General features: G+C 74.3%; 18 protein-coding genes. 6 read left to right on the top strand and 12 right to left on the bottom strand.

The features are described 5' to 3' along the window. The first annotated feature begins 99 nt into the window (after window positions 1-99). Both OHA34_RS08445 and OHA34_RS08440 read left to right on the top strand, forming a co-directional pair. Window positions 100-2,496, top strand: coding sequence for a LuxR C-terminal-related transcriptional regulator (locus OHA34_RS08445; protein ID WP_329521261.1), 2,397 nt, complete (start codon window positions 100-102; stop codon window positions 2,494-2,496). Between the two features lie 129 nt (window positions 2,497-2,625). Next, window positions 2,626-2,913, top strand: coding sequence for a hypothetical protein (locus OHA34_RS08440; protein WP_285940449.1), 288 nt, complete (start codon window positions 2,626-2,628; stop codon window positions 2,911-2,913). 52 nt (window positions 2,914-2,965) lie between these two features. On the opposite strand, the gene OHA34_RS08435 is transcribed toward OHA34_RS08440, so the two are convergent. Continuing rightward, window positions 2,966-3,502: a DinB family protein gene (locus OHA34_RS08435; protein ID WP_329521260.1), complete on the bottom strand. Its 537-nt coding sequence runs from the start codon at window positions 3,500-3,502 to the stop codon at window positions 2,966-2,968. Between the two features lie 155 nt (window positions 3,503-3,657). On the opposite strand from OHA34_RS08435, the gene OHA34_RS08430 reads away from it, so the two are divergent. Further along, entirely contained in the window at window positions 3,658-5,160 is a 1,503-nt protein-coding gene (locus OHA34_RS08430) for an SDR family oxidoreductase (protein ID WP_329521259.1), read from the top strand. Here OHA34_RS08430 and OHA34_RS08425 read toward each other — a convergent pair. Then, window positions 5,141-5,590 carry an NUDIX domain-containing protein gene (locus tag OHA34_RS08425; RefSeq protein WP_285940444.1) on the bottom strand — a complete coding sequence of 150 codons (450 nt, stop codon included), beginning with the start codon at window positions 5,588-5,590 and terminating at the stop codon, window positions 5,141-5,143. The two genes, OHA34_RS08430 and OHA34_RS08425, sit on opposite strands and share 20 nt — an antisense overlap. A 169-nt stretch (window positions 5,591-5,759) precedes the next feature. On the opposite strand from OHA34_RS08425, the gene OHA34_RS08420 reads away from it, so the two are divergent. Genes OHA34_RS08420 through hypF form a run of 3 tightly spaced genes read left to right on the top strand, consistent with a single transcriptional unit; the run spans window position 5,760 to window position 9,788 of the window. Then, window positions 5,760-6,884: an LLM class flavin-dependent oxidoreductase gene (locus OHA34_RS08420; RefSeq protein WP_329521258.1), complete on the top strand. Its 1,125-nt coding sequence runs from the start codon at window positions 5,760-5,762 to the stop codon at window positions 6,882-6,884. Next, window positions 6,881-7,504 (top strand): FMN reductase, encoded by a 624-nt coding sequence (locus tag OHA34_RS08415; protein WP_285940440.1) that lies wholly within the window; start codon window positions 6,881-6,883, stop codon window positions 7,502-7,504. Before OHA34_RS08420 ends, OHA34_RS08415 begins: the two co-directional genes overlap by 4 nt. A gap of 58 nt (window positions 7,505-7,562) precedes the next feature. Then, window positions 7,563-9,788 carry a carbamoyltransferase HypF gene (gene hypF / locus OHA34_RS08410; protein WP_329521257.1) on the top strand — a complete coding sequence of 742 codons (2,226 nt, stop codon included), beginning with the start codon at window positions 7,563-7,565 and terminating at the stop codon, window positions 9,786-9,788. Here hypF and hypE read toward each other — a convergent pair. From hypE to OHA34_RS08360, 10 genes are read right to left on the bottom strand one after another with little or no spacing between them, the layout of a single operon-like run. After that, window positions 9,785-10,948: a hydrogenase expression/formation protein HypE gene (hypE, locus tag OHA34_RS08405; protein ID WP_285940437.1), complete on the bottom strand. Its 1,164-nt coding sequence runs from the start codon at window positions 10,946-10,948 to the stop codon at window positions 9,785-9,787. The genes hypF and hypE overlap by 4 nt on opposite strands. Continuing rightward, window positions 10,945-12,069 (bottom strand): hydrogenase formation protein HypD, encoded by a 1,125-nt coding sequence (gene hypD / locus OHA34_RS08400; RefSeq protein ID WP_285940436.1) that lies wholly within the window; start codon window positions 12,067-12,069, stop codon window positions 10,945-10,947. Before hypD ends, hypE begins: the two co-directional genes overlap by 4 nt. After that, window positions 12,069-12,341, bottom strand: coding sequence for a HypC/HybG/HupF family hydrogenase formation chaperone (locus OHA34_RS08395; protein WP_285940435.1), 273 nt, complete (start codon window positions 12,339-12,341; stop codon window positions 12,069-12,071). Before OHA34_RS08395 ends, hypD begins: the two co-directional genes overlap by 1 nt. Beyond that, on the bottom strand, window positions 12,289-12,681 hold the full coding sequence (locus tag OHA34_RS08390; protein ID WP_285940433.1) for a hydrogenase maturation nickel metallochaperone HypA/HybF: 393 nt from the start codon (window positions 12,679-12,681) through the stop codon (window positions 12,289-12,291). Before OHA34_RS08390 ends, OHA34_RS08395 begins: the two co-directional genes overlap by 53 nt. Beyond that, on the bottom strand, window positions 12,674-13,267 hold the full coding sequence (locus tag OHA34_RS08385; RefSeq protein ID WP_329521256.1) for a hydrogenase maturation protease: 594 nt from the start codon (window positions 13,265-13,267) through the stop codon (window positions 12,674-12,676). The genes OHA34_RS08390 and OHA34_RS08385 overlap by 8 nt, the downstream gene beginning before the upstream one ends. Next, the gene (locus OHA34_RS08380) at window positions 13,264-14,679 is read right to left on the bottom strand and encodes a hypothetical protein (RefSeq protein WP_285940429.1); all 1,416 of its coding nucleotides are present in this window, start codon (window positions 14,677-14,679) and stop codon (window positions 13,264-13,266) included. The genes OHA34_RS08385 and OHA34_RS08380 overlap by 4 nt, the downstream gene beginning before the upstream one ends. After that, window positions 14,676-15,386 (bottom strand): DUF6084 family protein, encoded by a 711-nt coding sequence (locus OHA34_RS08375; protein WP_329521255.1) that lies wholly within the window; start codon window positions 15,384-15,386, stop codon window positions 14,676-14,678. The genes OHA34_RS08380 and OHA34_RS08375 overlap by 4 nt, the downstream gene beginning before the upstream one ends. Then, entirely contained in the window at window positions 15,379-15,993 is a 615-nt protein-coding gene (locus OHA34_RS08370) for a DUF5947 family protein (protein ID WP_329521254.1), read from the bottom strand. The genes OHA34_RS08375 and OHA34_RS08370 overlap by 8 nt, the downstream gene beginning before the upstream one ends. Then, the gene (locus OHA34_RS08365; RefSeq protein ID WP_285940424.1) at window positions 15,990-16,571 is read right to left on the bottom strand and encodes a NifU family protein; all 582 of its coding nucleotides are present in this window, start codon (window positions 16,569-16,571) and stop codon (window positions 15,990-15,992) included. Before OHA34_RS08365 ends, OHA34_RS08370 begins: the two co-directional genes overlap by 4 nt. Further along, window positions 16,571-18,358 (bottom strand): nickel-dependent hydrogenase large subunit, encoded by a 1,788-nt coding sequence (locus OHA34_RS08360; RefSeq protein ID WP_285940422.1) that lies wholly within the window; start codon window positions 18,356-18,358, stop codon window positions 16,571-16,573. Before OHA34_RS08360 ends, OHA34_RS08365 begins: the two co-directional genes overlap by 1 nt. Between the last annotated feature and the right edge of the window lie 12 nt (window positions 18,359-18,370).

Raw genomic sequence — 18,370 nt, 5'->3', positions numbered from 1 at the left:
AACGGTGTGGTTGCGATCGGTTCAAGTGCGGGTACGATGCTGCCTGAACGGCCTTGGTGGGCGCCGGCGCGAGCCGGCGGGAGCTGAGCAGAGGCGGCGGTGTCCCTGACCAGCAGGTTGGAAACGCGTTCGGGACGGCCGCCGGCCGAGCTGACCGGCTTCATCGGGCGGCGCGAGGAACTGGCCGAGGTGGGCCGCCTGTTCGGGCGGGGCAGGCTGGTGACCCTGATGGGTCCGGGCGGGGTCGGCAAGACCCGGCTCGCGATCCGGGCCGCCGCGGCGCTCGGCGGCGCGTGCGACGACGGCGTGTGCTTCGCCGACCTGTCGTCGCTGCACGAGCCCGGCCTGCTCGCCCAGGCCGTCGCGGGCGCGTTCGGGCTGCCCGACCAGAGCCCCGCGGCGCTCGACGCGCTCGTCCGCTACCTCGCCGACCGGCGGCTGCTGCTGGTGCTCGACACCTGCGAGCACCTGGTGGACGGCTGCGCGATGCTCGCCGAGGTGCTGTTGCAGAACGCGCCCGGCCTGCGGATCCTGGCCACGAGCCGCCAGCCGTTCGACATCCCGGGCGAGCACACGCTGGTGGTGGCGCCGCTCGAACGTCCCGAGCCCGGCCGGCACGACCCGCTGCGCCCCTGCGCGTCGATGCGGCTGTTCGCCGAGCGGGCCGCGGCGGTCGTCCCGGGCTGGTCGCTGACCGTCGGCAACCAGTCCGCGGTGGCGCTGCTGTGCCACCGGCTCGACGGCATCCCGCTCGCGATCGAGCTGGCCGCGGTCCAGCTCCGCGCGCTGTCGGTGGAGCAGATCGTCGACCGGCTCGACCACCGCATCCTCCAGGTCCGGGGCCGCCGCTCCAGCCTGCCCCGGCACCAGACGCTGCGGGCCGCGATCGACTGGAGCCACGACCTGTGCTCGCCCGGCGAGCGGCTGCTGTGGGCCCGGCTGTCGGTGTTCGCCGGCGACTTCGACCTCGAGCTCGCCGAGCGGATCTGCGCCGACGCGGAGCTGCCCGCGGCCGAGGTGTTCGAACTGGTCGCGGGGCTGGTCGCCAAGTCGGTCGTGGTGCGGGTCGAGAGCGCGGAGACCGTCCGGTACCGGATGCTCGGCACCCTGCGCGAGTACGGCGCCGAGCGGCTCGACCTGCGCGGCGAGACCGAGGCCCTGCGGGCCCGCGCGTTCGAGCGGTTCGTGGGCGTGATCCGGGAGGCCGCCGCCGAGCTGGCCGGTCCGGCGCAGGCGCGCTGGCTGGAGTGGTTCCGCCGCGAGCAGGCCACCGTCCGCGACATGATCGACTACGGCATCCGGTCGGCCGGGCCCGGCGGCGAGGTGCTGCGGGTGGCGCTCACCCTGGGCCGCATCTTCGCCCTCCAGGGGCTGATCGGCGAGGCGCGGCACTGGTCGGCCCGGGCCGTCGAGAGCCACCGGGAGGAGCCGGGGCACGACTGGACCGAGGCGCTCGCGCTGGCCGGCCTGCTGGCGGCGATGCAGAACGACCTCGAGGTCGCCGGCGAGCTGGTGCTGCGGGCCGAGGAGCGCGCCCTGGAGGCGGGCGATCCGGGCGGGCTGGCCTACGTCCGGGAGGCCCAGGGGGTCTGCGCGCTCTACGCGGGCGACCTCGACGGGGCCACCCGGCTGCTCACCGACTCCCACGACCTGCACGCCCGCGCGGGCACCGTCGACGTGCTGGTCCCGATCACCGACGTGTACCTCGGGGTGGCCCGCACCCTCGCGGGCGACGTCGGCGCGGCCGTGCGGCACGCGGCGGTCGCGATCCGCGCGACCGAGGCGTCCGGCGAGCTGTGGTGCCGCTCGTACGGGCTGTGCGTGCGGGGGCTGGCGGTGCTGCTGGGCGGCGACGCCGAGAACGCCCTGCCCGACCTGCGCGCAGGCATGCGGATCAAGCGCGACATCGACGACCGGCTGGGGATCGCGCTGGCGCTCGACATGACCGGCTGCTGCCTGATCGCCCTCGGCGACGCGGTGGGCGGCGTCCGGCTGCTCGGCGCGTCCGACTGGACCCGCGACTACACCGGCACCTCGATGTTCGGGCCGCAGCACGCGCTGCTGCGCGTCGTCTACGAGCAGAAGTCCCGCGACCTGCTCGGCGACGAGGCGTACCAGGCGGCCTACGACTCCGGCCGGGCCCTCGACCTCGCCACGGCGGTCGCCGAGGCGCTGGGCGAGCGCCCGCTCCCCGCCGCCCTGGCGGAGCCGGCCGGCCGCGGCGTCCCCGGCGTCCCGGGCCGGGCGGGCGCCGCGGCGGTCGCGGCGGCCTCGGGCGGGGCCGGGACCGCGGCGCAGCGGCTCACCCGCCGGGAGGTCGAGATAGCCGGGCTGGTGTCCGACGGCCTCACCAACCGCGAGATCGCCGAGCGGCTCGTCATCGCCAAGCGCACCGCCGACTCCCATGTCGAGCACATCCTGGCCAAGCTGGGGTTCTCCTCCCGGACGCAGATCGCCGCCTGGTTCGCCCAGCGCTCCTCGCCCGGCGCCCCGTAGCGCGGTTCACCGAGGGTGAATAGGTAGCCGAATAGGTTGGTCTACCAATGTGCGGCCCGGCCGGTCCGGCCTACTCTGCAAAGGCCAAATCACCGGACCGGCCGGGACTCCCGGCCTGAGGAACCAACCATGCCTGGAACGCGCCGCCGTGGGGCCGAGCAGAGATCGTGCTTCGCGTGGGAGATCGTCGACACGCACCACCGCCCGCAGGACGAGGGGGGACGGTGCGGGGTGAGCCAGAACGAGCGGGCCGCCCTGCGCGCCCTGACCGAGGCGCTCCTGGACGCCCGGCCCGGCACGGTCGGCGAGGTCTGGCGGACCCGGCCGAGCCAGGTGCGGCCGGCCGTGTTCGTCTACGAGGGGCTCGTCGCCCGCGGGGTGCACGACCAGAGCACCCTGAAGATCATCTGGCAGTGACGGGCGGGTGCCGCCCCGCCCCAGGATCGCCGCGGGAGGGCCCCTCAGGAGGTCACTCGCCGATGCGGCCGTCGGCGAGCTCGCGGACCACGTCCAGGTGCCCGAGGTGGCGGGCGTACTCCTGGAGCAGGTGGAACAGGATCCAGATCAGCGTCGGCCGCTCCGCCGGGTCGAAGCGTCCGCCGGGCGCCCCGAGGTTGTCCAGGCCCGCCGCCGCCACGATCTCCCGCGACCGCTCGCACGCGGCGAGGAACGCGGCCCTGAGGTCCGCGAACGCCGTCTCCTCGGGGACGTGCCAGGGCTCCTCGGGCGACCGCTCGCCAGGACCCCGGTCGCCCCACGGCTCGGCGACGGGCTCGCCGGCGAAGCCCCAGCGCAGCCAGCGGATCTCCACGTGCGTCAGGTGGCCGAGCAGTTCCAGCGGGGTCCACCCGGACGGCAGGACCGCGGCGCGCAGCCCGTCCTCGGGGAACCCGTCGAGCTTGCGGAGCAGCGCGTCCCGGTAGAAGTCGAGGTATCCGCCGAGCAGGGCGCGCGGATCGGTCAGGGTGGTCGCGGGCTCGGGCGGCGGCTCCACGGGCGTGATCATTCCTCCGACCCTAACAACGCGGACGGGCGGACGGATAGACGGACGGGCGGCCTGGCCGGCGGTGTCGGTGCGGCCCTCAAGGGGTATCCGCACGTCATGACCGGATTGCCTACGGTGGCGGCGCCGCGTGCCGGGGGACGTACGGGCGGGACGCCGTGACGTCCGGGCGGCTCTGCCTGGTCACCGGTGCGACGGGCTACATCGGCGGACGGCTCGTGCCCGAGCTGCTCGCCGCCGGGTACCGGGTGCGGTGCGCGTCCCGGCACCCCGGGAACCTGCGCGACCACCCGTGGGCCGGGGACGTCGAGGCCGTTGAGGCCGACGTGCTGGACGCGGGTTCGCTCCGAGCCGCGCTGGACGGAGTCGACGTCGCGTACTACCTCGTCCACGCGATGGGCGGCGGCGAGGACTTCCGGGAGCGGGACCGCCGGGCCGCCCGCACCTTCGCGGGCGCGGCACGGGAGGCCGGGGCCAGCCGCGTGGTCTACCTCGGCGGGCTCTACTCGGGCGGGCGGCTCTCGGAGCACCTGCGGTCGCGGGCGGAGGTCGCCGAGATCCTGCTGGAGGCCGGAGTACCGGTCGCGGTGCTGCGCGCCGCGGTGATCATCGGGTCCGGGTCGGTGTCGTTCGAGATGCTGCGCCACCTGACCGAGCGGCTCCCGGCGATGGTCACCCCGCGGTGGGTGCGGTCGCGGATCCAGCCGATCGCGATCCGGGACGTGCTGCGGTACCTGGTCGGGGCCGCGGCGCTGCCGCCGGAGGTGAGCCGCGGGTTCGACATCGGCGGGCCGGACGTGCTCACCTACCGGGACATGATGCAGCGGTACGCGGCCGTCGCGGGCCTGCCCAGGCGGGTGATCCTGCCGGTCCCGGTGCTGTCGCCGTGGCTGTCCAGCCTGTGGGTGGGCCTGATCACCCCCGTCCCCGGCGGCCTGGCCCGCCCGCTGGTCGGGTCGCTGACCAGCGAGGTCGTCTGCCGCGAGCACGACATCGCCGAGTACGTGCCGGATCCGCCGGGCGGGCTGCTCGGTTTCGACGACGCGGTCCGGCTCGCGCTCCAGCGGGTCCGGGAGGCGGGGGTCGGCACCCGGTGGAGCTCGGCCCCGGTCCCGGGCGCGCCCAGCGACCCGCTGCCCACCGACCCCGACTGGGCCGGCGGCAGCCTGTACGTGGACGAGCGCGAGGCCCGGACGGCCGCGCCGCCGGAGGCGGTGTGGCGGGTCGTGGAGGGGATCGGCGGCGACAACGGCTGGTACTCGCTGCCCGTCGCGTGGCGGCTGCGCGGGCTGCTGGACCGGCTGTCCGGCGGTGTCGGGCTGCGCCGGGGCCGCCGCGATCCGGCGCGGCTGCGGACCGGCGACGCGCTCGACTTCTGGCGGGTCGAGGCGGTCGAGCCCGGCCGGCTGCTGCGGCTGCGCGCCGAGATGCGCCTGCCGGGCCGGGCCTGGCTGGAGCTGGCCGTCCGGCCGGGGGAGCGGGGCGGGAGCGTGTACACCCAGCGTGCCGTCTTCAGCCCGCACGGGCTGCTCGGCCACCTGTACTGGCGATCGATCTCCCCGTTCCACACCCTGGTCTTCGGGGGGATGCCGCGCAACATCGTCCGCGCGGCCGTGGCCGGGGCCGGGCGGGACCGGACTCCTACCGCGGGCCCGCGATGAGGGCGCGGTGCGAGGCCATCAGACCCGCCGGAAGGTCGCCGGGGGAGAACCAGTGCGCCTCCAGGATCTCGCGCGGATCGATGCGCAGTTCGCCGCCGACCAGCTCGGCCTCGTAGGCGATCTCGGCGCGCAGCCGGTATCCGCTGGTGACCCGGACCGGCCGGCCGACCCGCACCTCCAGTGCGGTCTCCTCGCGGACCTCCCGGACGACGGTGTCCTCGAAGGTCTCGCCGCGCTCGGCGTAGCCGGTGGGCAGCCCCCAGTCCCGGCCGTCGGGCCACAGCCGGTGCCGGAGCAGCAGCACCCGGCCGTCGCCGTCCCGCACCACGCCGGTCACGCCGATCATGAACGTGGCCTGGCGCAGCCACAGGAGCCGCCACTGGAGGCCGCCGTTGAGCGACTTCCAGAGCCGGGCGAGCAGAGCGTCCACGATCTCTCCTGACGGGGGCGCCCGGTGCCCGGACGGGCGCCGGCGGGATGACCGACAGCGTAACTTCGGCGCTCCGTCCGCACGGGGCCCGCCGCGGTTCGCAGGAATAGATCTTCGGGGCCGCCCGTTCCGGTAGGGTAATTGAACATTCTACTAAATGGGGGCGGGCATGCAGTTCGGGATCTTCAGCGTCGGCGACGTCACGGCCGACCCGACCACCGGGCGCACCCCGTCCGAGGCCGAGCGGATCCGCGCGATGGTGGCGATCGCGGAGAAGGCCGAGGAGGTCGGGCTGGACGTGTTCGCCACCGGCGAGCACCACAACCCGCCGTTCGTGCCGTCGTCCCCGACGACCATGCTCGGCTACCTCGCCGCCCGCACCGAGCGGCTGATCCTGTCCACCGCGACCACGCTGATCACCACCAACGACCCGGTGAAGATCGCCGAGGACTTCGCGATGCTCCAGCACCTGGCCGGCGGCCGGGTGGACCTGACGATGGGACGCGGCAACACCGGGCCGGTGTACCCGTGGTTCGGCAAGGACATCCGCGACGGGATCCCGCTGGCCGTCGAGAACTACAACCTGCTGCACCGGCTCTGGCGCGAGGACGTCGTCGACTGGGAGGGACGGCACCGCACGCCGCTCCAGTCGTTCACCTCGACGCCGCGCCCGCTGGACGGCGTCCCGCCGTTCGTGTGGCACGGCTCGATCCGCAGCCCGGAGATCGCCGAGCAGGCCGCCTTCTACGGGGACGGCTTCTTCGCCAACAACATCTTCTGGCCCAAGGACCACTTCCAGCGGCTGATCGCCCTCTACCGGCGGCGCTACGAGCACTACGGCCACGGCAGCGCCGACCAGGCGATCGTCGGCCTCGGCGGGCAGGTGTTCATGCGGAAGAACTCGCAGGACGCGGTCCGCGAGTTCCGCCCGTACTTCGACAACGCCCCGGTCTACGGGCACGGCCCCTCGCTGGAGGAGTTCACCGAGGAGACGCCGCTCACGGTCGGCAGCCCGCAGCAGGTCATCGACAGGACGCTGGCGTTCCGCGACCACTTCGGCGACTACCAGCGGCAGCTCTTCCTGATGGACCACGCGGGACTGCCGCTGAAGACCGTCCTGGAGCAGCTCGACCTGCTCGGCGAGGAGGTCGTCCCGGTACTGCGCCGCGAGTTCGCCAAGGGGCGGCCCGCGCACGTGCCCGACGCGCCCACGCACGCCTCGCTCGGCGCCGCCAAGGCTCGGGCAGGGGCCGGCGCCCAGGCCCGCGCCGGGGAGCCGGAGGGGGCCCGATGACCACCCGCACTCTCGCCGTCGTGTCGGCCGGCCTCGGGCGGCCGTCCTCGACGCGGCTGCTCGCCGACCGGCTCGCGGCGGCGGCGGAAGGGGCCCTGCGCGAGCGCGGCTCCGACGTCGCCGTGGAGCCGGTCGACCTGCGCGACCACGCCCACGCGCTGGTCGACAACCTGCTCACCGGGTTCCCCGCGGCGCCGCTGCGCGCCGTGGTCGAGGCGGTGACCGGCGCGGACGGCCTGATCGCGGTCACGCCGATCTTCAACGCCTCCTACAGCGGCCTGTTCAAGACGTTCTTCGACGTGCTGGACAAGGACGCGCTGGAGGGGCGGCCGGTGCTGATCGGGGCGACCGGCGGCACCGCCCGGCACTCGCTCGCGCTCGACCACTCCGTCCGCCCGATGCTGGCCTACCTGCGCGCGAACGTCGTCCCGACCGGGGTGTACGCCGCGTCCGAGGACTGGGGGAGCGGCGGTGACGGCGCGCTGACCGAACGCGTCGACCGCGCGGGCGCGGAGCTGGCCGGGCTGATCGAGGGCCGCGCGCCGGCCGGACGGCCCGACCCCTACGCCGACCCCGTCCCGTTCGCGGAGATGCTCGCCGCCGGACGGTCCCCCTCCTGACGCCGGCCCCGGGCGCGGCGGCCGATGATGGACGGGCCTGACCAGGCACAATGGCCCGATGGATGTCCGCATCGGGGTCCGCGTGGAAGGGGTCGTGCAGGGGGTCGGCTTCCGGCCGTTCGTGCACGGCCTGGCGACGACCCTCGGCCTGTCGGGGATCGTCGGCAACGACGCCGCCGGCGTGTTCATCGAGGTGCAGGGCGCGCCCGGCACCGTCGACCGCTTCCTGGACGGGCTGCGCGCCCGGCCGCCGCGGCTCGCCGTCGTCGAGCGCGTCACCACCAGGACGCTGCGGGCCGCCGGGGGCCCCGGAGGGGGCGAACGGTTCGCCATCGTCGGCAGCGACACCTCCGGGACACCCCGCGCGCTGGTGTCCTACGACTCGGCGACGTGCGACGACTGCCTGCGCGAGATGCGCGACCCCGCCGACCGGCGGTACCGGTACCCGTTCGTCAACTGCACCAACTGCGGACCGCGGTTCACGATCGTGACCGGGGTGCCCTACGACCGCCCGAACACGACCATGGCGGGCTTCGCGATGTGCGCGGACTGCGCCCGCGAGTACCACGACCCGGCCGACCGCAGGTTCCACGCCCAGCCGGTGTGCTGCCCGGCGTGCGGGCCGGCCCTGTCCTTCCGCCCGGACGGCGGGGGCGACCCGCTGGGCGCGGCCCGCGCGCTCCTCGGGGACGGCGGGGTGCTGGCGGTGAAGGGGCTGGGCGGCTACCACCTGGCGGCGCGGGCGGCCGACGAGGCCGCCGTCGTGGCGCTGCGGGCCCGCAAGCACCGGCCCGGCAAGCCGTTCGCCGTCATGGTCCCGGACCTGGACGCGGCGCGGCGGCTGTGCGTGCTCGACGAGGCCGCCGAGGTCGAGCTCCTCACCGGCCCCCGGCGGCCCATCGTGCTGCTGCGGCGGCGGCCCGGCGCGGCGCTCGCCGGGGCCGTCGCGCCCGGCGACCGCACCGTGGGGCTGATGCTGCCCTACACCCCGCTGCACTATCTGCTGGTCACCGAGCCGCTGGTGCTGACCAGCGGGAACGTCTCCGATGAGCCGATCGTCCACCGGGACCCCGACGCGTTCGACCGGCTCGGCGGCATCGCGGACGCGTTCCTCGCCCACGACCGGCCGATCCACACCCGCGCCGACGACTCGGTCGTGCGCGCCTTCCGCGGGCGCGCGCTGCCGGTGCGGCGGTCGCGCGGGTACGCGCCCGAGCCCGTCCCGGTCGCCGCCGGGCGGCCGGTGCTGGCGTGCGGCGCGGAGCTGAAGAACACCTTCTGCCTGGCCCGCGCCGGCCGGGCGTTCGTCTCGCACCACATCGGCGACCTGGGGAACTACGAGACGCTGCGCGCGTTCACCGAGGGGATCGAGCACTTCGCGCGGCTGTTCGGCGTCGTCCCGGAGATGGTCGCGCACGACCCGCACCCCGAGTACCTGTCCACCAAGTACGCCCTGGACCTGGACCTGCCCGCGGTCGCCGTGCAGCACCACCACGCGCACATCGCGTCCTGCCTGGCCGACAACGGCGCCTCCGGGCCGGTGATCGGGGTCGCGTTCGACGGCACCGGGTACGGCGCCGACGGAACCCTGTGGGGCGGCGAGTTCCTGGTCGCCGACCTGCGGGACTACCGGCGGGCCGGGCATCTGGAGCCGGTGCCGCTGCCCGGCGGCGAGGCCGCGATCCGCGAGCCGTGGCGGATGGCGGCGGCCTACGGCGTCCCCGGCGACCTGCCGGTCGCGGACCGTCCGGACTGGGACGCCGTCACCGAGCTGGCCCGCCGCGGGATCGGCTCGCCGCCCACCTCCAGCATGGGCCGGCTGTTCGACGCCGTCGCCGCCGTCCTCGGCGTCCGCGACCGGGTCGACCACGAGGGCCAGGCCGCCGCCGAGCTGGAGCAGCGCGCCGATCCCGCCGAGCGGGCCGCCTACGCGGCGCACATCCGGGACGACCCCGGCGCGGGCGGGTTCCTGGTGGCCGGCGCGGACCTGGTCGGGGCGGTGGTCGCCGACCTGCGCGCCGGCGTGCCCGTCCCGCTGATCTCCGCGCGGTTCCACAACGCGGTCGCCGCGCTGATCGTGGCCGGGGCGGTGCGGCTGCGGGACGAGACCGGGCTCACCACCGCGGCCCTGTCGGGCGGGGTGTTCCAGAACATGCTGCTGCTGGAGCGCGCGGCGGGCGGGCTCGCGGCGGAGGGCTTCGAGGTGCTCACCCACCACCGCGTCCCGCCGAACGACGGCGGCATCAGCCTCGGCCAGGCCGCCGTCGCCATCGCGCGCTCCTAGCAGATGCGGGGGAGCGGGTCGCCGACCATCAGGTCGACGATGCGGGTCCCGCCGAACGCGGTGCGCAGCAGCACCAGGCCCGGCGGATCGTCCTTGACGTGCCCGATCACCGCCGCCCCCGCCCCCAGCGGGTGCGCGCGCAGCGCGGCCAGCGCGGTGCCCGCCGCGCCGCCCGAGACCACGACCACCGCCCGCCCCTCGCACGCCACGTACATCGGGTCGATGCCGAGCAGCTCGGAGGCGCCGCGCACGGCCGGGTGCACGGGGACCGCGTCCTCGTCCACCACGATCGCGACGCCGTGCTCGCCGGCGACCTCGTTGAGGACGGTGGCGACGCCGCCGCGGGTCGCGTCGCGCATCCGCCGCACCTCGCCGCCGCACGCGTCCATCAGCGCGGCGATCAGCCCGTTCAGCGCGGCGGTGTCGGAGGCCAGGTCGGCCTCCAGGTCCAGGTCGCCGCGGGCCAGCATGATCGTGATGCCGTGCTCCCCGATCGGCCCGGTGACCAGGACCGCGTCGCCCGGGCGGACCGAGCCGGACGGCGCCCGGCGGACCGCGCCGACACCGGACGTGCTGATGTAGCAGCCGTCGGCCTTGCCGCGCTCCACCACCTTGGTGTCGCCGGTGACGATCGACACTCCGGCCGCCTCGGCGGCGCGGCGCATCGAGGCGGTGATCCGGCGCAGGTCCGCGACCGGGAACCCCTCCTCCAGGATGAACCCGGCCGACAGGTACAGCGGCGTCGCGCCGCTGACGGCCAGGTCGTTGACCGTGCCGTTGACGGCGAGGTCGCCGATGTCGCCGCCGGGGAAGAACAGCGGCGCGACCACGGAGGAGTCGGTGGTGAACGCCAGTCGGGCGCCGTCCACCGCGAACCGGGCGCTGTCGTCCAGCCGGTCGAGCAGCGGGTTGCCGAACTCCTCCAGGAACACCGCCTCGATCAGCGTGCGGGTCGCCTTGCCGCCCGAGCCGTGCGCGAGCGTGATCGCCTCCTCACGGACCCGGGGTTTGCGCCGCCGGGCCCGGTCGATCCGCTCCAGGACCTGCTCCTCGCGGCTCACCGGCGCGGCGTGCGCGTGCTCGGCCACCGCCGCCTCGGCCCAGCCGGCCGTCCGCACGCCCTCGTCCATGCCGTTCCCGTTCAGCCCGGCGCCGGTCACCGGGTCGCCTCGCGGACGCGGTCGCGGGTGAAGCGGCCGAAGTTGTAGTACGCGGCGCACGCGCCCTCCGACGACACCATGCAGGTGCCGATCGGCGTCTCCGGCGTGCACGCGGTGCCGAACACCTTGCACTCCCACGGCTTGAGCACGCCCTTGAGTACCTCGCCGCACTGGCACGCCTTCGGGTCGGCGACCCGGACGCCCGGGACGTCGAAGATCCGCTCGGCGTCGTGCGCGGCGTAGCCGTCCCGGACGCGCAGCGCCGAGTGCGAGATGAAGCCGAGGCCGCGCCACTCGAAGTAGGGCCGGAGCTCCATCGTCTCGTTGATCGCCTGGAGCGCCTTGGCGTTGCCGTCCCACGGCACCACCCGGCCGTACTGGTTCTCCACCTCGCAGCGGCCCTCGCGGAGCTGGACCAGCAGCATGTGCACCGACCGCAGGATGTCCAGCGGCTCGAACCCGGCCACCACGATCGGCTTGCGGTGGTCGCGGGCGATGAACTCGTACGGCCGGCAGCCGATCACCGCCGACACGTGCCCGGGGCCGAGGAAGCCGTCCAGCCGCAGGTCGGGCGAGTCCAGGATCGCCTTGATCGCCGGGATGATCGTCACGTGGTTGGCGAACACCGAGAAGTTGTCCAGTCCGGCGGCGCGGGCCCGCAGCACGGTCATCGCGGTGGACGGCGCGGTGGTCTCGAAGCCGATGGCCATGAACACCACCCGCCTGCCCGGGTTCCGCTCGGCGATCCGCAGCGCGTCCAGCGGCGAGTACACCATCCGGACGTCGGCGCCCGCGGCCTTGGCGTCGAAGAACGAGCCGTGCCCGCCCGGCACCCGCATCATGTCGCCGAACGTGGCCAGGATGACGTCCGGGCGCCGCGCGATGTGGATCGCGTCGTCGACCCGGCCCATCGGGATCACGCAGACCGGGCAGCCGGGCCCGTGCACCAGCGTGACGTTGTCCGGCAGGTAGTCCTCGATCCCGTGCTTGTAGATGGTGTGGGTGTGGCCGCCGCACACCTCCATGAACGTGTACTCGCGGCCGGGCTCGCACAGGCTCGCGATCGACGCGGCCAGCGCCCGCGCCTTCCCGGCGTCCCGGTACTCGTCGACGTGGCGCATCAGTCGATCCTCGATTCCCGCAGTGCGTCGATCTCGTCGGCGTAGGCCTGGCCGATGCTCTCCAGGAACTCCAGCGCGGCCCGCGCCTCCGACTCGTCGATCTTGGACAGGGCGAAGCCGACGTGGATCAGCACCCAGTCGCCGGGCGCCGGCGGCCCGTCCTCCAGCAGCCCGATGTTGATCGACCGCCGTACCCCGCTGACGTCGACCCTGGCCAGGTCAGGCCGGTCCGACTGGATCTCCACGACCTCGCCGGGGATCCCCAGGCACATCGCGCTCCTCCATGATCTCGATCGATTCCAGTACCAGGTCCCGGCCGCCGGACAGGTCCACCTCCGCCCCGCCGCAGGCGGGGCAGACGGTCAGCGGATCCTCGGTCGCGGCGCGGTGCCCGCAGGCCCGGCAGGCCACCTCGGCCGGCACCGTCACCACCTCCAGCGCCGCCCGGTCCGCCACGCCGCCCGCCGAGACCAGCTCGAACGCCTGGTCCATGGACGGCCCGGCGACCCGCAGCAGCGCCCCGGCGCGCACCCGCACCCGCGCCACCGGACGTCCCCCGGCCCGTTTCTCCACCGCGTCGAGGATCGACTCGGCGATGCCCACCTCATGCACGTCCGCTCCTCTCCGCCGGGGTCACATCGCCCGGATCTTCAGATACCGCTTGATGTCCGGCAGCGACTGCGCCACCAGGACCGCCAGGCCGACCAGCAGCGCCAGCAGGATCAGGCGTTTCCACATCGAGCTCCTCCTCGATCAGTTTCCGGACCAGCTCGACGGCGGGCCCGACGGCGGCCGAGACCGCCTCGCTCAGCTCCATCCCGGGCTCGACACCGGCCGGCTCGCAGCCGACCAGCAGCACCCGCCCGGCCGCGCCGGGCTCCCCGCCGCTGACCAGCGACACCAGGTTCAGCACGGTGTCCGGGGTCATCCCGTGGGCGTCCAGCACGGTGCCGGGCTCGCCCTCCTCCAGCTCCAGCGCGTACAGGGTCCCGGGCGGCCCGCCGCGCGGCGCGGAGTCCACCAGGATCGTGGTGTCGTAGCCGGACAGCTCGTAGGCCAGGTGGATCCCGCGGATGCCGAAGTCGCCGACGTCCACGCCGTCCGGCAGCGCGCACCGGGCCAGCCGGCGGGCCACCTCGACGCCGAAGCCGTCGTCGGACAGGAATACGTTGCCGACCCCTGCGACCAGCACCTTCACAGCGGTTCCACCTCCTCGGGCGTGAAGTAGAGGAAGCGGCCCTGCGCGCGGCGCAGGTCGGCGCCGGGGTCCTCGTCCAGCGTGACCGCCAGGTGCGTCACGCCGTCGACGTCGAACAGGACCGCCTCGACGGTGGCGGCGCGGTCCGCGACGAACATGTCCTGCGCGTCCGACCGGCCCCGCGGACGCAGCCGGACCTTCGCCCCGCGCGCCACCGCCGTCCCGGCGATGACGACGCTGTCGGTCTCGGGCGAGACCGACGCGTCGGCGCCGGGATCCCACCAGGGCGCGGCGGTGCGGAAGACCGCGTCGGCGTCGGCGCCAGGATCGCCCACCAGGCCGCCAGGATCGCCCACCAGGCAGGTCGGGGCGCCCGTCGGTCCGTTCGGATCGCCGCCCGGTCCGCCGGGGCCGCCTTCCGGGCCGCCGGGGACGGTGTCCCAGCCCTGCCGGGGCGGGGCCGCGCGGAGCGCGCCGTGCAGCCGGTCCAGCACCTCGGGCGGCATCGCGTCGATCCGGTCGATGATCTCGGCGGCGCGCGGATCGGTGCCGCGCGCCTCCCGCTTCTCGGCGTCGGTGAGCGCGAGCGTGCGCAGCGACAGGATCTCGTCGATCTCGGTCGCGTCGAACAGGTCCCCGGGGCTCTCCGGCGCGATCCGCGGCCGGTCCTCCAGGATGATCGGCGAGGACAGCAGCACGGCGTCGTCGATCAGCACCGGCCAGACGTGCTCGTTGCGGCACTCCGCCGCGGCCGGACGGGCCCACTCGGGCGGATCGCTCAGCGACAGGAACGTCCCGCCGGACAGGTGCAGCAGGGTGTGCGCGGCGACGAGGGAGCGGCGGAGCGCCCGCTCCCGGTCGACGCCGCTCCACGGCGTGCGGTTCTCCACCTGGACCGCCAGCCTGACCACGCCGTACGGGCCGGGCAGCCGCTCGGCGCGGACGTCCACCGCGATCCGCAGCGGCCGGCGGGTCCGGACGGCCCGGCCCGGCCCGAGCGGCGAGACCGACCGGCGCGCGGGCACGGAGCGCTCGACCGACCCTCCGCCGTCCAGCAGCGCGGCCAGCGGGAACTCCGCCTCGATCTCGTGCTCGGCGGCCTCGTCGAAGGTGCGGTGCTCGACGCCGTCCACGACCAGCGCCCCGCCCGGCTCGACCCGCCGCTCCTGGACGTGCAGGAACCGCAGCCGGAGCCGCAGCACCGCGTCCGAACCGGCCTCCATCAGGCACTCGGTGCGGCTGGCGGACGTCTCCCCGGTCGCGGTGAACCCGGGCGGGACCAGTACCCCGAACTGCCATCGGACCTTGTTCTTGGCCGCCGACGCCCGGTACGGGTACAGCAGGTAGCCCTCGTACAGCACGGCATCGGCGACGCCCCGCGCCGCCTCCATCGAGTCGCGCGCGACGCTCACCGCCCGGCCTCCACGGGCGGCCCGGCCTGCTGCCGGGCCGGTCCCGGAGCCTGACCCGGTGCCTCGGGCGAGGCGGCCTCGTCCAGCAGCGCGGACATCACCTCGTCCCAGGTCGCCAGGGTGCGGGCCGACTTGAAGCGCTGGAGCCCGGCGAGGGTGTCGCGGCGCAGCCGCAGCCAGCCGGTGCCGGGGAAGTAGCGGTCCATCAGCTCCCGCCAGACCGCGACCGGCAGCCGGTGCCGGGTCTCCCGGTCCCACGGGATCTGGCGCACTCCGGCGCCGCCCGCCCCGCCGCCGCCGAAGACCGTGCCGCTGAACAGCAGCAGGAGCGGGACCTCGCCGTCGCCGAGCGCGGCGAAGTACTTGGCGGCGGCCACGTCCAGGTCGTACGAGCAGGGCACGGGGACGTCCACCTCGACGGCGTCGCGGAAGCCGGGCACCATCACCGAGACCAGGGCGAGCTGGAGCGGCTTGAGAGTCTCGCCCCACCGGTCCGGCGTGCCGAACAGGTCCTGGAGGAGCGGCGTCTCCGCCTCGCCGTAGGCGCGCCGCTGCGGCTCGATGCGCAACTGGCAGCGCAGCGCGATCGCGCCCACCCGTGCCCCGGTGCCCTCGGTGATCCGCAGCCGGAACACCAGGGCGGGCGCCGCCGCGTACGGGTCGGGCCGGGCGTCGAGGCACTCGAACGCCAGGTCGAGGTCACTCATCCGCGCGCTCCCTCAGCCCGGCGAAGAACGCGTCGATGCGGTCCCGCGCCTCCGTCCCGCCGTCGAAGCCCTTCCAGTGCAGCCGGACGAGGCCGACCAGCCGGTAGCAGGCGTCGATCGGCACCAGGTAGGCGCCGGACTCCCGGTCGACCAGCAGCGCCTCGACGTCGGGCTCCAGGTGCGCGGCGGCCGGGCCGGCCGCCATGATCCGCTCCCAGGCGTCCAGCGGGAGCTCGGACTCGGTCGCGCCGGCCGGACTCGGGTAGAGCGCCACCATCCGGCCGAGCGCGGAGTTGCGGAAGAAGAACGCGGTCCGCACCGGGAAGATCCAGTCCTCCTCGGTGAGCGCGAACCCGGGGTCGTGCCGGTAGCGCTCGGGGATCATCCGGAGCCGCTGCCCCTTGTCCGGCGCGAACAGCAGCGAGCAGGGCCGGCAGGCGCACATGATCCGCCGGTCCTCGCGGTCGACCAGATGCCCGTGCCGGTCGCCGAGCGGGTCGGCGCACAGCTCGCACACCTCCCCGGCGGCCTCGCCGGGCGGGGCCGCGGCGCCCGGCACCGTTCCGGGCGCGGGCGCGGGCGGCGTCGCGAAGCGGCGCAGGCTCACCGGCCCGCCCCCGCATGCCGCGTCCCCTCCGGGACCGCGCACTCCCTGCCCTGGTAGGGATGGATCTGGAGGAGCCGCTGCTCCCGTTCGTCCTGCACGCCCTCGACGAGCACCTCGGTGATCTCCGGGGCGTCCTCCAGCACCGCCCGCTCGATCGCCTGGGTGGCGGTCACCTGGGACGACGGGCAGCCGTGGCAGTTGCCCTCCAGCCGCAGCCGCACCACACCCCCCGGGTCGACGCCGAGCAGCTCGACGCCGCCGGAGTGCGAGCCGAGGTAGGGCCGGACCCGGTCGAGCGCCGCCCGGACCCGCTCGTCCGTGCCGCGCGGATGCAGGTCGTGCACCATGAGCAGCGCCCCGACCAGGTCGTCCTCCGCCAGCTCCCGGACGGTGTCCGGGGCGGCGAGGTCCATGACCCGGGCCAGCCCCGCCCCGTACAGCAGGACGACCGAGCCGACCAGCTCCTCGGCGGTCTGCCGCTCCCGGCCGGCCAGCCCCGACAACAGCTCCTCGATGCGGGCGCCGGTCTCGCGGACGTCCCGGGCGCCCGTCCGGGCGCCCGTCCGGGCGGTGCCCATCAGCCGTTCTCGCCGGACGCGAACGCGTGCGGCGAGTGGATCTTGTCGAGCGACTTGCCGTCGCCGAGGTACATGTGGACGCCGCACGGCAGGCACGGGTCGAAGCTGCGCACCGCCCGCATGATGTCGATGCCCTTGAACGTGGCCCGCGGGTTCTCCTCGAAGATCGGCGTGTTCATCACCGCGTCCTCGTACGGGCCGGGCGTCCCGTAGGGATCGCGCACGCTGGCGTTCCACGGGGTCGGCGGGTACGGATGGTAGTTGGCGATCTTGCCGCCCTTGATCACCATGTGGTGCGACAGCACGCCCCGGACCGCCTCGGTGAACCCGCAGCTCACCGCCTCGTCCGGGACGGTGAACTGCTCCCACGTCTTGGTCTTGCCCGCGCGGACCTCGGCGAGCGCCTGCTCCACGAAGTACAGCGCGGCGGCGGCCGAGTACGCCTGGAAGTAGGTCCGGGCCCGGTTGCGCTCGATCGCGTTCGACAGCGGCTGCCCGTTGTAGCTGGGGATCTTCCACTCGAACGACGCCTCGGGCTTGGTCGCGGTGCGCGGCAGGTTGATCTGCACGCTGTGCCCGGTGGACTTGACGTACCCGATGTCGACCAGCCCCGACAGCGCCGTCGACCACAGCCGTGCGAGCGGGCCGCCGCCGGTGTCGAGCGCGAGGTGCTCCTTGCCGTCGAACCAGCGCGGCGACATCACCCAGCTGTAGTTGCCGTCGAAGTCGCGCTTCTGCGGCTTGGGGATGGTGTGCTGGTTCCACGGGTGCCGCCCGTCGACCGGGTTGCCCAGCGGGTCGGCGGTCACGAACGGGTCCTGCCCGGCCCAGTCGTCGTAGTAGGAGCTGCCCAGCAGGATCCGGATGCCCAGGTTGATGTCCACCAGGTCGTTGGTGATCAGCTTCCCGTCCACGATGATGCCGGGCGTCACGTACATCTTGCGGCCCCAGTCGGCCATGTTCCGGTACGTGAAGTCGCAGTGCTCGGGGTCGTTCAGCGAACCCCAGCAGTTGAGCAGGACGCGCCGCCGCCCGACCTCCTGGTAGCCCGGCATCGCCTCGTAGAAGAAGTCGAACAGGTCGTCGTGCATCGGCACGACCCGCTTCATGAACTCCACGAACCGCATCAGCCGGGTCAGGTAGTCGGTGAACAGCTGCACCGTCGCGACCGTGCCGACCCCGCCCGGGTAGAGCGTGGACGGGTGCACGTGGCGCCCCTCCATCAGGCAGAACATCTCCCGGGTGGACCGGGACACCTGGAGCGCCTCGCGGTAGAACTCGCCCTCGAGCGGGTTCAGCGACTTCATGATGTCGGCGATCGTCTTGAAGCCGTGCTCTTCGGCGTGCGGCGCCGCGGTGCGCTCGGCCTGGGCCAGGACGCCGGGATTGGTCTCGCGGACCATCTTCTCGCAGTAGTCCACCCCCACCAGGTTCTCCTGGAAGATGGTGTGGTCGAACATGTACTCGGCGGACTCGCCCAGGTTGATGATCCACTCGCCGAGCGCCGGGGGCCGCACCCCGTAGGCCATGTTCTGCGCGTACACCGAGCAGGTGGCGTGGTTGTCGCCGCAGATCCCGCAGATCCGGCTGGTGATGAAGTGCGCGTCCCGCGGATCCTTGCCCTTCATGAAGATGCTGTAGCCGCGGAACACCGACGAGGTGCTGTAGCAGTCCACCACCCGGTTGTTGTTGAAGTCGACCTTGGCGTAGATCCCGAGGCTGCCCACGATCCGGGTGATCGGGTCCCACGCCATCTCGACGACACCGTCGCCGTTCTTGCCGCCCATCTCAGTCTCCGA

Source organism: Spirillospora sp. NBC_01491 (genome assembly GCF_036227065.1).
In the GTDB taxonomy this organism is placed as follows: domain Bacteria; phylum Actinomycetota; class Actinomycetes; order Streptosporangiales; family Streptosporangiaceae; genus Spirillospora; species Spirillospora xylanilytica.
The sequence above is the reverse complement of the archived record's forward strand: the minus strand, read 5'-3'. Positions and strand labels throughout refer to the sequence as shown.

What these genes read in the sequence shown, in the direction of transcription:
- OHA34_RS08415 (WP_285940440.1), top strand. Translation starts at nt 6,881, where the DNA reads ATGACCACCCGCACTCTCGCCGTCGTGTCGGCCGGCCTCGGGCGGCCG.
- hypF (WP_329521257.1), top strand. Translation starts at nt 7,563, where the DNA reads ATGGATGTCCGCATCGGGGTCCGCGTGGAAGGGGTCGTGCAGGGGGTC.
- OHA34_RS08440 (WP_285940449.1), top strand. Translation starts at nt 2,626, where the DNA reads ATGCCTGGAACGCGCCGCCGTGGGGCCGAGCAGAGATCGTGCTTCGCG.
- OHA34_RS08435 (WP_329521260.1), bottom strand. Translation starts at nt 3,502, where the DNA reads ATGATCACGCCCGTGGAGCCGCCGCCCGAGCCCGCGACCACCCTGACC.
- OHA34_RS08365 (WP_285940424.1), bottom strand. Translation starts at nt 16,571, where the DNA reads ATGGGCACCGCCCGGACGGGCGCCCGGACGGGCGCCCGGGACGTCCGC.
- OHA34_RS08360 (WP_285940422.1), bottom strand. Translation starts at nt 18,358, where the DNA reads ATGGGCGGCAAGAACGGCGACGGTGTCGTCGAGATGGCGTGGGACCCG.
- hypD (WP_285940436.1), bottom strand. Translation starts at nt 12,069, where the DNA reads ATGCGCCACGTCGACGAGTACCGGGACGCCGGGAAGGCGCGGGCGCTG.
- OHA34_RS08420 (WP_329521258.1), top strand. Translation starts at nt 5,760, where the DNA reads ATGCAGTTCGGGATCTTCAGCGTCGGCGACGTCACGGCCGACCCGACC.
- OHA34_RS08395 (WP_285940435.1), bottom strand. Translation starts at nt 12,341, where the DNA reads ATGTGCCTGGGGATCCCCGGCGAGGTCGTGGAGATCCAGTCGGACCGG.
- OHA34_RS08375 (WP_329521255.1), bottom strand. Translation starts at nt 15,386, where the DNA reads ATGAGTGACCTCGACCTGGCGTTCGAGTGCCTCGACGCCCGGCCCGAC.